We start from the raw sequence: 16242 nt of genomic DNA on the forward strand, positions 1-16242 counted from the left end.
TTGCTAAGAGTTTCCACTAACCTTTTGGGTAATAACCTACGTAATTATATCCAGAACAATTTACAGAAGGCTGCAAAATATCAAGAACAAACTGCCACAGGTAAAACCATCAACAGGCCCTCGGACGACCCCAGCCAAATCAGTTATCTAATGTCCGTCAACTCCAGTCTCATCAGCAATGAGCAATACAGCCGCAACATCGAAGATGGTCTGGCCTACCTGAACCAGAGTGATTCTGCCCTAGACACCATCGGTAAAGTTCTTCAGGATGCGAAAGTTCTCGCCTTGCAAGGTGCCAACTCCTTAACACAGGAAGATATGAACGCCATTGCTGAACAAATTGACCGTCAAGTAGAAGCACTGTTGGATCTGAGCAACAGTGCCCTGGGTGGTAAGTACCTCTTTGCAGGTAGAAAAAACGGCCAGCCCCCATTTTACCGTGATCCTGATTCTGGGGATATATATTATCGTGGCGATACAAACTTGATCAGTCGAGAGATTATTTTTGGCTATAGCTATGAGGTGGTTGCTGCTGGGGTTACAGATAACTTTATAAAAAGCAGTACTAACTTGAGTGAAGGTACAAAACTAACCGATGATGACATGGTATTTACCCTACAATTAGATGAGGATCATGCTGAGCAAATTAACCTAAAAAATCATATTCAAAGCAATACACCCGGAGCACCAGCTAACTATTATTCCTTTAGTGAGATTAAGGATGCCCTGCAAGCAGCCATAGATGAAAAATTTCCACCGGATACATCCACAACACCTGCCAAGAAACAAATAACAGTATTAGATGACGGTCAAGGACATATCAAATTGCAGGCAAATACCGTTACCCAGGATTTCAAGCTTTATGCACCAGATGCTGAATTATACCCCACCGGTAATGGTCATTTAACCCTCTTTGGAGGAGACCGCAGCGTCAGCAATGGGGTATTCGGTAAACTGGCAGACCCGGATAATAAAGACAATCAACTGGAAGATAAAATGAACAGCAGCCAACCCATGGTCAAAGTCGTCGGTGGGCCCTTTGAAGTTTTAAGAAACCTTTCCAAAAACCTCAAGGAAGGAAATGCCCAGGGCATCCAGGATTCCCTAGATCAATTGGAAGTAGCCCATGACGAAATCCTCAAGCACCGTGTTGGCGTAGGAGCTCGCACCCGCCACCTGGAGGCAGTGCAGGACCAATTAGCTGATCAGGAGGTTAAACTAAAGGGCATCCTCGTAGACATACAAGGGGCCGATATAGCTAAACTTACCATCGAAGTTGCCCAAAACCAACTCATTCATCAGGCTTCCCTAATGACAGCCTCCAACCTGCTCAACACAACCTTGTTAAATTATCTAAAATAACCAACCCACAACGTTCAGGCACTCAGAAAAGCAGTTGCCCTGAACGTTGTTTTTATTAACTAGGCAATATACAACCCTAGGTGCCTGACACCGACGAATTTAGTAAACACCATCAAACCGAGGTGATAACCAATGAAAATAGGCGCCGGCGGCCTCCAATCCATCATCATGAGCGATATGATGCGCTCCCTAGACCAAACACTAAAGCCAAAAGCCGGAGTAGAAGAAACCCTCCTCCAAGCCCAGGGCCGAGACCAAAACCAACTCAAGAAAGAACTAAACCGCGCCGTAGAGCGACTCAACCACTTAGCCGAAGCATTAAATTATCCTATACAAATAGTAGTCAAGGAACCGCCACCGAGGCTTAAGGTGGTACTAAAGGATAAGCGAACCGGCCAGGAGAGGGAAATAGAATATGATGAATTGGATAAACTAGCTGCACACTTGGAAGATGCCAAAGGGGTTCAGGTGGATGGCTATGCTTAATATCTTGTATATGAAACTCCCGTCTTATGAAGATACTAAAACCAGCCTGGACTAAACTAGGCTGGTTTATTTTTCTGTACAAGCATAAAAACCGGTTAATAATCCTAAACTTATCTGGATATCTGCCGAAATAAATAACAGAAAGCAAATCCGGGCGGCCGACCGGATCAAGCTTTTACCGCAAGGATGCGGTAAAATATTTTTCATGGAGGAATGAAGGATGAGAATTAACCACAATATTGCTGCGCTTAACACATATCGTCAGTTGAGTAACAACGGTACCAACACCAATAAGGCATTGGAGAAACTGTCATCTGGCCTGCGTATTAACCGTGCTGGTGATGACGCTGCAGGTCTTGCCATCAGTGAAAAAATGCGTGCTCAAGTACGTGGCTTGGAGCAAGCTTCACGTAATGCTCAAGATGGTATTTCTATGATTCAAACCGCTGAAGGTGCACTAAACGAGACCCACAGTATTTTGCAGCGTATGCGCGAACTTGCTAACCAAGCAGCCAGTGACACTAACGTTGGCGTTGACCGTGATGAAATTCAAAAGGAACTTAACCAACTAACATCTGAGATTAACAGGATAGGCAATACTACCGAGTTTAACACCCAGAAACTTCTCAATGGCGGGGGAGTTGATCCTACAGTAGCTAAGAAGGGTTCTATTATCAGTGTACCTAAAACGTTATCAGGTGGTGTAGGTGCAGCAGATACACTAACAACAGACTTAAAAACTACTTATACCATAACAGAAACCTTTGCTGACGATGTTGCTACAGCTGCTGCAGATGGCAGAGAAATTAAATTTACAATAGGTGAAAAAGAGATAACCCTTACATTAAACGATGGACTAACTGCTGCTAATTCTACAGCAACTCAGGTAGGTATACATGGTGCTACAACTGCAACAAATATCGCAGATGCCATTGAAGCATCACTTAAAAAAGCGTTTGAACAAGATAGCTACCTTTCTGAGAATTATGCGCTAACTACAGGTTCTGATGCCGATATTGTTATTGCTGCAAAAGCCTATTCATTTTCTGGTGGTAGAGCGACTGGCTTAGAGACTGGTTTGAGTGGAAATATTAGCATCGAAACTGATATAGCTCACACCTCAGCAGTAACAACGCCAGCTGTAGGTAACTATGCTACTGCCAAAATTGACTTTTCCGGGAAAACCGGAGCAGATTTGGTTGGAACAAGTCTATGGGTTTCCGGAAAAGAAATTGCTTTCTATGATAGCTCTAAAGGAGACTACACTGGTAGTGCAGCTTTTAAAGTGAACGTAAATGGAGCTACTACAGCGGAAGCACTGGTTGATCGTATAGTAAATGAAATGTTTAATAAGACGGGTGCTAACGATACAAAGGGTGGGTATCAGGCTGCAGCAAATGAGAGTTACATGAAAGATGTAGACTTTTTTAAAGACTCAGGTAATAGTAATGTACTGGTACTACATGCAGGTGTAGATGAAGCGGATGGTAAATTAATTGCATCAGGTTCAGATGGTAACAAGATCACTGTTGAGTTTGACGCGGCCCTGACAGTTACTAGTACTGTAGATAGTCCCATGCTTTCTGGTGAGGGAATTGTTTCAGCTAAGGGTTTGGAAGACGGAATGCATACAATTAAAGTTACCTATAGTGCTGCAAATGCACAATCAGGGGCAGTGAAGGGTGCAGTATCTGGGGTTTCTGTTTCAGCTGGAACAACAACAAATTTTGAGTCAGGTACCTATAGACTAACAAATTCAACTAAGGCAGCTTCTACGGCTACTCATGCTCAGTTAGAAAAATTAAATTCGGATGGGACCACATGGTCAATTGTTGCAGGTTATGAAGATATAACAATGACAGATGGTGCAAACAAGATTGGTGATTTAACATTTACTGGTGTTACTGCTGCGAATTTTACAGCGGCAGCTGCTAATACAGATGCATTCCAGTTCACTATTCAAAAACAAGGTTACACAGCTGCTCTTCAGGAAGCTAATGATAAGAGCACAACATGGGGCCCATATGTCACTGTTGAATCAGGCCAGAAAAATGTTACATTGCATGCTAGTGACGGAATAGGTAGCGTAACCTTTGATGTTGGTGACATATCTAAAGACCTAGAAGTTGGAGCTTATACTCAAATAAACTTTGTTACTACAAGTAGTTCAGGTACAGAAGTTTCAGGCGGCAAATTTACTGCTAAACTACAGATTGGTTCCAATACCGGACAAAGTGTCCAAATAGATATTGCAGATATGAGGGCAGAAGCATTGCAAATCTCTGGTACAGCGGCGTCTGCCCAGGCAGGCAATGTTGAAGGTGCATACTATACCGCTACATCAACTGTAACTGACGGCACTAACAATGATAAAGTAGAGTATGCCCTTGACGTATCTACTCATGAAAAAGCAACAGCTGCTATTAAAGTAATCAACAATGCTATAGAGAGCGTATCATCCCAACGCTCTGAGCTAGGAGCTTATCAAAACCGTTTAGAACATACAATTAACAACTTAGGAACATCATCAGAGAACTTAACCGCTGCCGAATCACGTATACGTGACGTAGATATGGCTAAGGAAATGATGGAATTCACCAAGAACAACATTCTAGCTCAAGCAGCTCAATCAATGCTGGCTCAAGCCAATCAGCAACCCCAGCAAGTACTGCAGTTGCTCAGATAATCTACCTAACTGACAAGAGAGGTCTCAAGCTAACTTAGAGGCCTCTCTAAACAATAAAGAAGCCAATGGGCCGACAAAGCACAGGCTACAAATAATCACATGGTGTATTACAACTACTGCGTTAATTATCATCATAACAAGAGCCGGGGAATTTTACCTTCGGCTCTTCTCCCATATTTAATATTTTTAAAGGGTGAATACTAAGTGGAGGAATATATATGGGTATCGCAATCTTATTTAAAAATAGTAGGGGGACCGATCCGTTTGGAAAGAATCTAAGATGTTTAGTATCTTTAGCTGGAGAGGAACTAATTCTAACCTCTGGTTATGCAACTTTAGAATGTAAAAAACTAATTGCAGCAATAGATTCTGGGTTTAAAGATTATGAACAATCAATATTAATTACCTTAGCAGGTAACTTTGGAAATAGGTGTGCTAATAATAATTATAAAACTAATTGCAATTGTCATTATCATAAATATATAAAGTTTGTGCATTACCTAAGTAAATCTAATGCCTCTATAAAGAAATTTTATATTGATGACCAAGGTGAGTGGCATGCAAAGGTTTATATAAAAGTAAGAGAAAATAGGCCAATTGCCATGATTATAGGGAGTAGTAATTTAACATGGCCAGCATATACCGCTGGGTCAAGAAGAGAGTGCGATGTATTCATTTGGGATGAAGAAATTTCATGTGAACTTTCTAATATTTATGATATACCCGAGTCAGAAGGATTTAGAGTTTCAGCGTACTATGAAGGTCAAGAAAAAGACTTGTTGATAAAACATTATAACAATATTAAAAATTATATTAATAACTATAAAGTTAGCCGTATAGGAAATCCTAATTAACCGGAATACTTATAATAGAAGGTACAAAGGAAGGCTACCTCTGTAGGTAGTTTTATCGTTCTTACAGGGATTTCCAACCGGTGCCTGGCACTTTAGCGTACTAAAGTAAATTATACCCCTAACCCAAAGGTTACTTTATTTGTTCTTCTAGCAACAGCTACTTAGGCGGTGCCAGACACAATCTCGCGCAAAATTGTTTACTAAGCATCGGAGGTTACCAGCGGATTGAATCAGGCACCGCCCCCCACTTTTAGTAATTTTTTAACAAACAACACTTCAATTATTTAGGGTTTGTAATAGACGCGGGAATATTCTTTTGATTTAAACACTGCACTACCCCTCTCACTGCAGAGTAGTTTTATTCAGTAGCTAAAGCAAAGACCAAGGGGACGGTTCTTGCGGTAGGTAATCTTGTAAAGGCTACCCGATATGAGAAAGTTTCTTTATCTCCAACAATGTTCAACAAAATTTATTAACAAATTATGGTACTATAAATAGAATATGAAATTTTTATTAATAAACAGAAAGGATAAGAAAGGAGGATGTTTCGTATTAATTATAAGCTCCAAAGATTCAAATAATGCGCAACCGCCAGACTAGGGTAACTTTACACGCTGTATACGTTTAAGGTCTTATTGTTATTTATTTGTATAAGTTAATATGGAATACTAACCAAATTTAACACTCCGAATTTAGCTATTTATCTCGTTTTTATATATTGCAATGTATGTAATTAGCGGCGGGTAGGGGAGGAGTGTTACCTATTGGATATTACAAACATTGGTGCGTTAATGATATTAGATAAAGTGATGGAGAACCACCGCACTGAGGAGGATGCGTCTGTTAAACAGATAATGGCATCAGCAGTGAATACGGATTTTTATTTTAATCAATTTTTAAATGATATAGAAGATAGATTTAAGTACAACCCACCACACTTGGGCAATAACCTGGATGTGTATGTTTAAAAGCACATCAATGTTATTGCCTTTATCCTTTTGCTCGAGGAAATCCCTAGCTAACCGGAACAACAAAGTAGTGAAAAGGAAGGCTGCAAGGTGAGGGTTCTTTTTACGTTAAATTCATGTTATGTCATGGAAAGAAGTACTGGAGCATGTGCAAGCTGACCACCTGCAGCAACAGTCAACCAAGTTGAGGAAGGCACCTAGTTGTTGCTACCTATGAACAAGGTGAGTAAGCTAAGTCAGTGGAAATCAGGCCTACAATATGATATTGTTGCCTATGGCTATCAAGTGCCAGCTGTTGAATATTCTATACCTACTCGGGTGATTCCGGACGAGGTATTCTTAAAGCATCAGGCAATGTAATGCGAAAATATAAGCCCATAAGGGGGCTTAACTTTTACGCAAAAAAAATATTTCCGTGCTTCATTTTATCAAAAACCACGTGGAGTGTGTCGTATTGATAGAGTGGGAATAGGCTGGTGTCAATGGCTTGGAAAATTTTTAAGTGAAAATTGAAGAGTGTTTTATATTCCCTCGACTAAGAGTTTGAGGGAATTTTTTGTTGATAAGGGGGGTACCACTTTGACGCTGAAATAAAACAAATACGCACTAGTAACAAGGTCTTAGCGTACTTGTTTAAGTTCTAATAGAAAATTGCATGTTTCGGAAGACGTCATTATTTGGGAAGGGGTAAAACGATAGCTTTAACTAAGGGCTACTATGAGGTTTTTAAAGGTGCCGTTTACGTTCCCGGTGATGGCTTTTTATATACATTGATAACTTTTGTGGGTGTGAACTACATCACGGTGGTAATGTTAATTGTCCTTAGGTTTGGATGGGTTCGCCTTGACAGTTTTTTTACATATAAACCATACAGCCAGTAGGATTTATAAGTTATAAACAGAATGGTCTAATAAGAGGCAAGAAACTGAGTGCGGATAATATTGAACAGAGGATGGATTTTTAATATCTAAGATCTAAATTAAGAGGACTTTTTATTACCTTCAAAATTGTTTTTTGGAGGGGAAGAATAAATAGAAAAAAGGGAGAGATTGGCAATTGTAGGGTTTGGCCATGTCTAGCACATAGCGGAATAATTTGGAGATTATGCACTAAGCTGTCATCGGGCGGAGGGGGATTTGAAGAAGGCCTGGCCTTTGCACCGATTGTTGTTGGCGCCCTATGGACAAGGAGGGGATAAAGAGGATGTCACTCAACCGATTTAAAAAGAAAACCTTTGAAGCCACTCGCAAATTTACAGATCGTGAGAAGCCAAGAGAGTCCTTTTGGAAGCTGTTGAATGATGAGACATTTCCTTTAAAAGTACTTGTTTATTATGGCTTTGGAGGAATTGGCAAAACCACGCTATTAAAATCCCTGCGGGATGAATTGAGGGATCGAAAGCAACGGGATGAGCTGAAAAACTATAAGGTAGTTTTTATCAGCTTGGAAGCATTTGAATTCAATTCTCCTACGGATATCCTGATTGCGATTCGCAACCAATTAGAGGTTTCTTCAGTTCTATTTGACTATGCCCTATTAAAATACTGGTCTGTAACTGGTCATTCGGTATTGGATATGAAAAAAAAGATGCTTCCCGATGATAGCATTGCGTGGGAAGTCATCGATATGGTTGCGGATGGATCTGCCCCATATAAATTAGTAAAAAAGGGATTTGAAATCCTTCAGAACAAGTATCATAAAACCTTCAGCAGATATAAAGAGACAATCCTGGAGATTAATTCGTTTGATGAGATGGAGTTGTGGGAGCGGCTCCCTTATTATTTAGGCTTAAGCCTGGCTGATGCGTATGAAAGGAAGAATATTAAGCATATTATTTTTCTTGACACCTATGAGGCCATGTTGAGGAAGCTGGAAAACAAAGTGGTCACTCACTCGAAGGAACAGTGGATCATGGACCTGATCGGATCCAGCGAAGTGGCGTTGTTTGTTTTAGGTAGCCGCGAATTTGTTAAATGGGCAGACTATGACAAAGAGTGGGAAACCGTGCTGGAACAGCATATTTTAGGTGTTCTTATTAATAAGGATGCCGATTATTACTTGCAATCCGTTCCCATCCTAGAACAGGAGATAAGGGAAGCGATCATTGAAACGGCAAATGGAATCCCACTTTATCTGGATTTGTGTGTTACAATCTATGAAAATAAGAAATCCTGGGGGGAGAGCATCCTTTCCGATGATTTTCGCTTGCCTTTAAACCAGGTGATTGAAAGATTCTTGAGGCATCTGTCATTGGAGGAAAGAGAAGTTGTTAAGATCCTTGGTCTAATCAACTTTTTTGACTATGAGCTTTTTAAATATTTCATACAACTCTTCAATATTGGCTTTCCGCTTACACTTTTCGATCTCTTTACTAATAAGTCATTTATTTATGTGTTGGATACTAAGCTTGGTCTATTTAAAGTTCACGACAGTATACGGGAATACATTATGGAGTCCACCGATTTGAAGCTAAAAAAGGAAGTTTGGGATAAATCTTTAGAAATCGTAGCTGAAGGAAGTAAAAACCTTAGCCGCTCCTTCGAGTTGAAGAAAAAATATTTTGCTTATATTCTTTCCATGCTTCATGAGATCGATTATAACGATATAAAAAATACTGAAGGCATTTTAACAATTGGCTTTCATCTGATGGACAACGGCTACTGGAATGACGTGGGTGATTTACTCCGCAACCATTCATCTTTAGTTAATAGTGCTTTTAAAGAGGCCTATCATTTGCTTAATGCGGTTTATTTACGAAGGAAAGGGTGTCTTTCTGAAGCAAAGGCCGAAGTAGCTAAAATTAAAGAAGGCAAAGAGAGCATTGGCCGTTATGAGGTTCTCTATCGATTCACCGAAGCCAATATTGTCCGTCTTAGCGGAGAATATGATGAAGCGGAGAAACTTTATAAGCAAGTGATTGAATCACTTAATAATCAGGGAAAAAAAGATAAGTTTTACATCAAAGTCAGCAGGCAGTATGCGGATTTGCTATTTTTTAGTAATGTCAATCAAAAAGTTGACCACCGTGACAACCAAAAAATTGACCACCCCCGAGGCGGTTTATTGATTTTGATCTGGGTCTAGTTTTTCCTTACTCTCTTTAAAACGGTAAGATTCACCCACAAATGGAAGTACATGGGCATGGTGCGTTAACCGATCTAAAAGAGCGATGGTTAGTGCGTTATCCCCAAACACCTCCTCCCAACGTGAAAAATCTAAGTTTGTTGTTATGATCAGGCTTCCTCGTTCATAACGCTCAGAGCAGAATTGAAATAGAAGGGGGCTACCGGTACCAAGGTTTATGTACCCGAGTTCATCTAGAATTACAAGATCATATTTATTCCAGAGCTTTAGGTACCTAGGAAGGCGGTACTCGCTCTCAGCCTTTAAAAGTTCTTGGATAAGGTCGTAAACCTTTATGAATCTTACCCTGTATCCCAACTGAATGGCTGTAATCCCAATGGCTGTGGCAATATGCGACTTCCCAGTGCCAGATTGGCCGATACAAATGATATTTTCACGTTCTTTGATAAATTTACATTCTGCCAAGGAGATAACCTTTGTCTTGGGAAGTTTAGGAATACTGATGAAATCAAAGCTTTCTAGAGTTTTAATTTCACTGAATTTAGCTTGTTTCAGTCTTGTGGATAATCTTTTTTGAACTCGCATCTCAACTTCCTTAGCTAGACAAGCAGCTAAAAATGCAGTGGGTGTCTGGTTTTGTTCCATGGCATCCCGGGCCAGTTCTCGGAAAGAAGCTTTCAAACCTGGAAGCTTCAGTTGCTTGCAGTAGATATCCACCATGGCCTCCCGTGGATCTAAATGCTCACTCATGTTGTAGCACCCCCTATGAGATAATTAAACTTAGCAGGGCTATCAACGGGAATGTCCAGTTTGGGAAGTGTATTGGCGGGGACTCTTTTGACTGTATGGTTTATTCTTAATCCTTTAGTTATTAACAACTGTCGTATATGCTCGAGCCCTATGTATCCTGACTTTAGACTACCCTCTACGGCAGTTAATACATCTTGGAAATCATACTCCATGTTCAGGAGAAGAATCTTAGCATACTCTCTATATCCTTCTGGAGAGCGTTTACACAACATAATCCTTAGTTTTTGGTAAACGTCAGGAAGCCTTCTAACCACCAGGGCATTCTTGACAGCCCTTGGCTTCCGAGCAATTACAGGCAAGTAGTGTTCCAGTTCCATGACTTTTTCGCCACGTTTATAGGAACGGTTATGCACAGCTACTAATTTGTTATTGTCATAGACTTCTATCTTATCCACAAATGCTTCTGCCCGGAGTTTTTTATGTCCGCAATCCATGGGAACAGAGTAGTAATTGCGGTCAAACTGGAACAGAAGTAAACTGTTAGCTTTAACTACGTTGGTTTTACAACATCTAAAAGGACTTGCTGGCAAAGGTCTCAATTCCGGGCGTTCCTGTTCCCAATCTTTAGCGTGAACCCGGCGTTGATTTTCACACCAGCTTATTAATTTTTGGTTTAGTTCTTCAAGAGAATTGACTCGGGGTATGGGAACCATGGCATTACGCCTAACATATTTAACAAGATTCTCAACTGTACCTTTTTCGTTACCTCTACTAGGGTTACAAAACTCACTGTCAAAGAGGTAATGGGCTCTTAGGCTAGATAGCATTGTGTGCTCTACCCTATATGGCCCTTTTAAAATCTTAGTAACTGCTGTCTTCGGGTTATCATACACAATATTCTCGGGTACTCCACCCAGCCACTCAAAAGCAAGTCTATGACCTTCTAGAAACGCTTCTAATTTTTCAGTAGGAGAGGCCCAAACAAATGGAACTAGACTAGCTTTAAGTCTTAGACAGAAAAGACAAACCTCAGTTAAGCGGTCATTAATGTAGACCTTTGCTCTGCCCCAGTCTACCTGGGCTTGCTCACCCCAATCGGCCGAAAGTGGGACAAATACTTCTTTAACGGTGTTTCTTTCAATTTGGATGAAACGTCTAACAGAGGATTCACTGCCAGTAAAGCCATATTCCTCGCAGAGTCGGTTAAAAATACGCCGGGCAGTATGTCGTTGTTTAGGGGGCTGGTTTTTATCAGATTCTAGCCATTCCCTGATAATATTTTTATATGGGTCCATAACTGGACAGGGTTTGTTTTGAGATAGGTTGTATTTTGGTATGTCTGAGCTTTGAAGAGCTTTACGAACGGTCTGACGCGCAACGTTAAGGTTGCGGCTGATTTTACGTATTGACCAACCTTCAATAAAATGTTTTTTTCTGATATACTCTATATCGACCATCTTGAGCATGTCCTTTCCTCCTGTATGTTTTAGTCTCAGCAACTTCATCATACAGGATTGGGCTCTCTAGGTGGTCAATTTTTTTATTATCACTGGCCACCAAGGTGGTCAACTATTATGTTAGCACTACTAATTTTTGAAGGGAAAATTCAAGCAGGCCTTGCGTGCTCTAGAATCGATCCTGGAGATGGACCAGTCGGAGAGATTGGAGTTGGCCGAAACCCTTCGCATTATCGGGCATATCTACCGTTTCAATATGATGTTTGATACTGCGCTCACATATTACTATCAGTCGCTGGAATGGGCCACTGAGCTGGATTCATTGGGACTTGTTGCAAAAATCTACGTTAACTTAACGGAAACTTATTGCTGGATTCTACCCATGAAAGCTTTGGAATATGGAGAAAAAGCTCTGCGCTTGAATGAAAGCCTTGACTCTCCCATTGAAATCGGTAAAGCCTATTCCGCCATGGCCATTGCGGAAATATTGTCCGCTCGTTCGGGTAGGCATCCGACTGCAAAGAATTACGCCAACCGCGCCTTTTCCATCCAAGAAGGAACAGGGTACCGATCCGGTGTGCTTTTTTCCCTCATGTCACAAGTATGGGGAGAGATGGTTCAAGGGAATGAAAGTCGGGTCAGAGAATTAAAAGAACAAGTGATTGATTTGCTGGAAGAGATCAACGTGTATCGGTATCTTCCTCTGGTAATTTATATGTTCCTAGGCGAGCAAGAAGCGATACAAACGATAGAAAGGGACCATGAATGGCTTAGCTTTCGTGATATGAAGAAACAGGCAGAAAGGTTTCTTGCGAGCGGCTAAAGCCAAGAACGATTTCAAAGCAGGAGAGTAAACGAAGGCTGCCAGTAGGAGGTGGCCTCTATGGTTTTACAGTTATTTCCAAAAGGTGCCTGGCAGTGCGGTCGAGCAAGGTCGTATCATATAGCGGGTGTGAACCTGTCCAGTAAGGTTAGCCAACCTCTTGTAGCGAGTCTTGGAGCGTTGCGGGAAACTTCAACGTTTAAGCGTAGACAGCAAGATAGCGGTTAAAAAGCAATTGCTCGAGGAAATCCTTAGCTAATTGGAATAAAGTAGGCTGCTAATTGAAGGTGTGTTTAATTTTTACAAGCCCTAAGGGAGGCAAACCTCCTCCCCAAGCAAAATAGAAGGAACCCCAGCGGAGAAAGCCATTGAGGCAGTCTTAAAAAACTTTTACTACGCCCATTAGGGACTGGATGATGGACAATTCCCCCAAGGATAGGGCCTGCAAATAATGCCACCCCTATCCTCGGCAGAACTCCATCAAACGCTCGGGTTGCTCTTGCATTGCCCTATCCTTTTGATGGGTAAGAACCATGAATATTAATAACAATTATTGGCAACTAAGTAGTAATAAAATTTAAAACGGTAAAGAACCTATTCACAACAAACTATTTATACTCCCGTTTAATGGCAGCGGCAACTAGCTAATAGTAATGAAAGACATAGGGTTATCTAATAAGGTAAGAGTCCCGTCCAATATTTATGAGTATTTGTTCAAAAACATCTACATATTGTTGGGCATAAGGTTTTTCTTTAACAGCTTCTTTAGCTTTTTCATAAAGACTTATAAAAGCAAAAAACTCAGATGATCCAGCTTGTTTTAGTCTGCCTTCAACCTGCTTAAGCAAATAAGAAGATTGTCCTTTAGCAATACTTACAACTATATTTCTAAAATCAACTTCTGACCACTCAGTATATACCCTTCCATGGTATCTCGGGTTAAGCCTTGAGGGGTTTTTAAAGTGGTTATTTTGAAGTACGCCCGATTTTACTGAGGTGTTATTATTTTTTGATTTTTCCCGTCTTCGTAAACTTCTCTCTTGGCGTATACCATTCTCAGCTTCAAACTCACTTTTTCTACAATTTAACCAATCGGCATATTTTTCGTCAAAACCTTCGGTTGATAAGCTATCGTCTTTTAAAATTAAATTTCCCACAGTGGTCTTATAACAAAAGATATTTCCTTCGAATGAATGCTCTATAGTAGTGTGGGTATAGATATATTTATTTATATCCATTTTGTACATTGCTAATGATAGATCATCTATGTCTACAACAATCAACGTATTATTAGCAGACTCGTTTAGACGAGCTCTTTTAATATAATAAGCATCCATGTCAGTCTGCAAATCAGTAACCTTATCTAGCACTATCCAGTCAAATATTATACTGTTATTTTTATAGACAGTGCATATATCCGTAAGCTTTTTTGAACTTATTCTTTTATCAGCTATTTCTATAGCGTATTTTTTATCTGTTCCTAACGTAATTGATATATCTGTCCAGTGATTAGGAATCAGTTTATCACTTTTTTCAATCTCTGCATTTGGATATCTATGCACAAAATGCTGATAAAGCATCTCTTTAATTTTATGCCATCCCTCTGAGCGGTTCTGGCATAGCTTTGAATACTTATCATAGTCGCATTTTTCATGGTCCTTTTTGTGAGAGAAATAGGCTTTTCTTATTTCACCTCTATTATAAGTAACCGGTTGGCCACACCCATAACATAAAAGCTGATTTTTCCCACCAGCTTCTCTAATTAACTTCTCATCAATGAAATGTTTTGTAACATTATTTGCATATACAGTTTTGTTTTTAAAAATACATTTTTCCAATTCACTATACCTCTTTACTTGTATTGTTACACCAACACCCCAATTGGCATAACAATTTTATTTTTGAGGCACTTGTATTTATATTAATCAGTTAGTCCCGGAATTTCTATTCCAAGTTTATCAGCCTCTGTTCTTAGTTTTTCTTTGCACTTATTTATCTTTTCTTGTTCCCTTTTACAACCATCATGAATTTTTGTAAAGGATAGTTCAACCTTTGAACGCACCGAACGTTCAGCCTTGTCGATAAAACTAAACATTTTCCTTTTAGTAGTTAGTTGTTTCTGCCTAAAATTCGCTACCTCTCTGTCTATATTTAAAAACAATCCATGTAAGTCTTCATTATTAGCTTGATATGTAGCAAAAAATTCTGTGATTTCCAAATATCTTTTTGAAATACCTTCTTCGGTTAGAGGAACCATTTCGAACCTTAATATCGCCTCATCTATAATTCCATACCTTTTTTCAAACCATTGCTTAGTCATATCAAATAGAAAATCGTCTTCTGAAGGGAAAAGCAATTTTCTAATTGGGTTTGGTTTAAGGTTACTCAAAATCTGTTTCTCGGATTTGTTTAACTCTACCTTAATTGACTTCAATATATTAGGTGTTTCCTCTACAATTTTTTTCTGGTTATCCAAAACCCCTTGATTGAAATCTATCTTGTTAGCTTCATAATCTTTAATTAACTTATCCTTGCTCACATTTAATACCTTATTTATTATCTGAAACTGATTCTTTAAAGATCTTCTTTGGTTTTCTTGTAGGTCATCTAAGAATGTTTTACTTTTTTCTACCTGATTAATATAATGGTCTTTTGCCTTTTCCAATTCATGGGTTTTAATGGAATTAGTTAGCATACGACCGGCAACTGCTCCGGCAAGTCCGCCCAAAAAACCACCTATAAGTGCACCTGGAGGTCCTGCAATAGCACCCGCGGTTGCACCTACTTGAGCACCTACAAACCCACCACCACCTGTTCCAGCCACATCCAAAGCAACATTCTTAAAAGAATCCATAAGCTCTGTCTTATCATCAATTAAAAGATTAAACTCTTTAAATGAAGAAACTGCTAAAGTAATAACGGGAATTCCCAATCCCATAGTATCATTAAGGCCATTTATCCCCTCTAATGATTGAACAGTTGCATTTTCCAAGAGTGCTGGATCTAGTTCATCGTAACCCACAACCATTTCATTATCAGGAAAATGTTGTTTTAAATCTGAACTGGTTATTATCGGTATGTCGGGATGTTTTTCAAAGTGCTCAGTGATTTTACCTGGGTCAGTACCCCCTTTAACTTGCCAAGGTTGGCCATCTACTAATAGATCCCATCCCTCTTGGTTTGAATCACTTGGGAGCTTTACATCATGTCCTAGTTTGGTTAACACATCAAAGGCGTATTGTTCCGTAACATAACCCTCTAGTCTGTTCATCCAACCATCAGCCGAAGGCGTTCCAATAACATCAAAGTATTTTTCTTGTATGTAATCGTGTAGGTCATTAAAATTAGACAGATCTTTTTCAAAAGAAAAGTCTATAGCCTCCATAACATTATCATCGATGTTAGAGTAATAAAAGAAGGACGGGGCTGAGCCCAAAGTTCCCAATATAGCAGCCTCTTTGTACGAACCAACCTTACTAACTTCGTGATTATTGGTATTAGAGACAGGATAGTTTCCGTTATGATGTTTTTTATTCCAATCTTCAATATCTCGGTCAAAAGTCCAAGTAAGATTATTTTCCTTTGGAACCTTTGATGAAGCCCTTTCTTTTACGTGTTCAATTCTTTTGTGACGTAAATAGAAATAACCAAGAATTATGCCACTAGGAAAAATAAATTCCAGCATATTCTTCTCCTTTCCCATACATTGTCTGAAAAGAATATTTTTTATTTTTCTCCTAAAAGTTCCAAAATCCTGCAATTAAGACAATCT

11 protein-coding genes and 2 pseudogenes are annotated in these 16242 nt (G+C 39.6%); 9 read left to right on the forward strand and 4 right to left on the reverse strand.

What is annotated here, in order from left to right:
- The 8 genes and pseudogenes from flgL to ACYQ03_RS07765 all read left to right on the forward strand — a co-directional run bounded on the left by flgL (position 1) and on the right by ACYQ03_RS07765 (position 9440).
- Positions 1–1362, forward strand: coding sequence for a flagellar hook-associated protein FlgL (gene flgL / locus ACYQ03_RS07730; protein ID WP_459908973.1), 1362 nt, complete (start codon positions 1–3; stop codon positions 1360–1362).
- Between the two features lie 132 nt (positions 1363–1494).
- The gene (locus ACYQ03_RS07735; RefSeq protein ID WP_459908974.1) at positions 1495–1848 is read left to right on the forward strand and encodes a flagellar protein FlaG; all 354 of its coding nucleotides are present in this window, start codon (positions 1495–1497) and stop codon (positions 1846–1848) included.
- A gap of 220 nt (positions 1849–2068) precedes the next feature.
- A pseudogene (locus tag ACYQ03_RS07740) lies at positions 2069–2482 on the forward strand (flagellin N-terminal helical domain-containing protein); the annotation flags it as partial.
- Positions 2483–4258: 1776 nt separating this feature from the next.
- A pseudogene (locus ACYQ03_RS07745) lies at positions 4259–4534 on the forward strand (flagellin); the annotation flags it as partial.
- 218 nt (positions 4535–4752) lie between these two features.
- Positions 4753–5388, forward strand: a complete 636-nt coding sequence (locus ACYQ03_RS07750) for a restriction endonuclease PLD domain-containing protein (protein WP_459908975.1) — start codon at positions 4753–4755, stop codon at positions 5386–5388.
- A gap of 764 nt (positions 5389–6152) precedes the next feature.
- The gene (locus ACYQ03_RS07755; protein WP_459908977.1) at positions 6153–6356 is read left to right on the forward strand and encodes a hypothetical protein; all 204 of its coding nucleotides are present in this window, start codon (positions 6153–6155) and stop codon (positions 6354–6356) included.
- Between the two features lie 201 nt (positions 6357–6557).
- Positions 6558–6716: a hypothetical protein gene (locus ACYQ03_RS07760; RefSeq protein ID WP_459908979.1), complete on the forward strand. Its 159-nt coding sequence runs from the start codon at positions 6558–6560 to the stop codon at positions 6714–6716.
- A gap of 843 nt (positions 6717–7559) precedes the next feature.
- Entirely contained in the window at positions 7560–9440 is a 1881-nt protein-coding gene (locus ACYQ03_RS07765) for a P-loop NTPase family protein (RefSeq protein ID WP_459908981.1), read from the forward strand.
- Here ACYQ03_RS07765 and istB read toward each other — a convergent pair.
- Both istB and istA read right to left on the reverse strand, forming a co-directional pair.
- The gene (gene istB / locus ACYQ03_RS07770) at positions 9417–10190 is read right to left on the reverse strand and encodes an IS21-like element helper ATPase IstB (protein ID WP_459908983.1); all 774 of its coding nucleotides are present in this window, start codon (positions 10188–10190) and stop codon (positions 9417–9419) included. The two genes, ACYQ03_RS07765 and istB, sit on opposite strands and share 24 nt — an antisense overlap.
- Positions 10187–11656, reverse strand: a complete 1470-nt coding sequence (istA, locus tag ACYQ03_RS07775; RefSeq protein ID WP_459908985.1) for an IS21 family transposase — start codon at positions 11654–11656, stop codon at positions 10187–10189. Before istA ends, istB begins: the two co-directional genes overlap by 4 nt.
- A 202-nt stretch (positions 11657–11858) precedes the next feature.
- On the opposite strand from istA, the gene ACYQ03_RS07780 reads away from it, so the two are divergent.
- A complete protein-coding gene (locus ACYQ03_RS07780; RefSeq protein WP_459908987.1) occupies positions 11859–12470 on the forward strand; it encodes a hypothetical protein in 612 nt (203 codons plus the stop codon).
- Positions 12471–13138: 668 nt separating this feature from the next.
- Here ACYQ03_RS07780 and ACYQ03_RS07785 read toward each other — a convergent pair.
- On the reverse strand, positions 13139–14308 hold the full coding sequence (locus ACYQ03_RS07785; RefSeq protein ID WP_459908988.1) for a competence protein CoiA family protein: 1170 nt from the start codon (positions 14306–14308) through the stop codon (positions 13139–13141).
- Between the two features lie 83 nt (positions 14309–14391).
- Positions 14392–16230, reverse strand: a complete 1839-nt coding sequence (locus ACYQ03_RS07790; RefSeq protein ID WP_459908990.1) for a hypothetical protein — start codon at positions 16228–16230, stop codon at positions 14392–14394.
- Positions 16231–16242 lie beyond the last annotated feature (12 nt).

The organism is Desulfotomaculum defluvii (assembly GCF_054657375.1).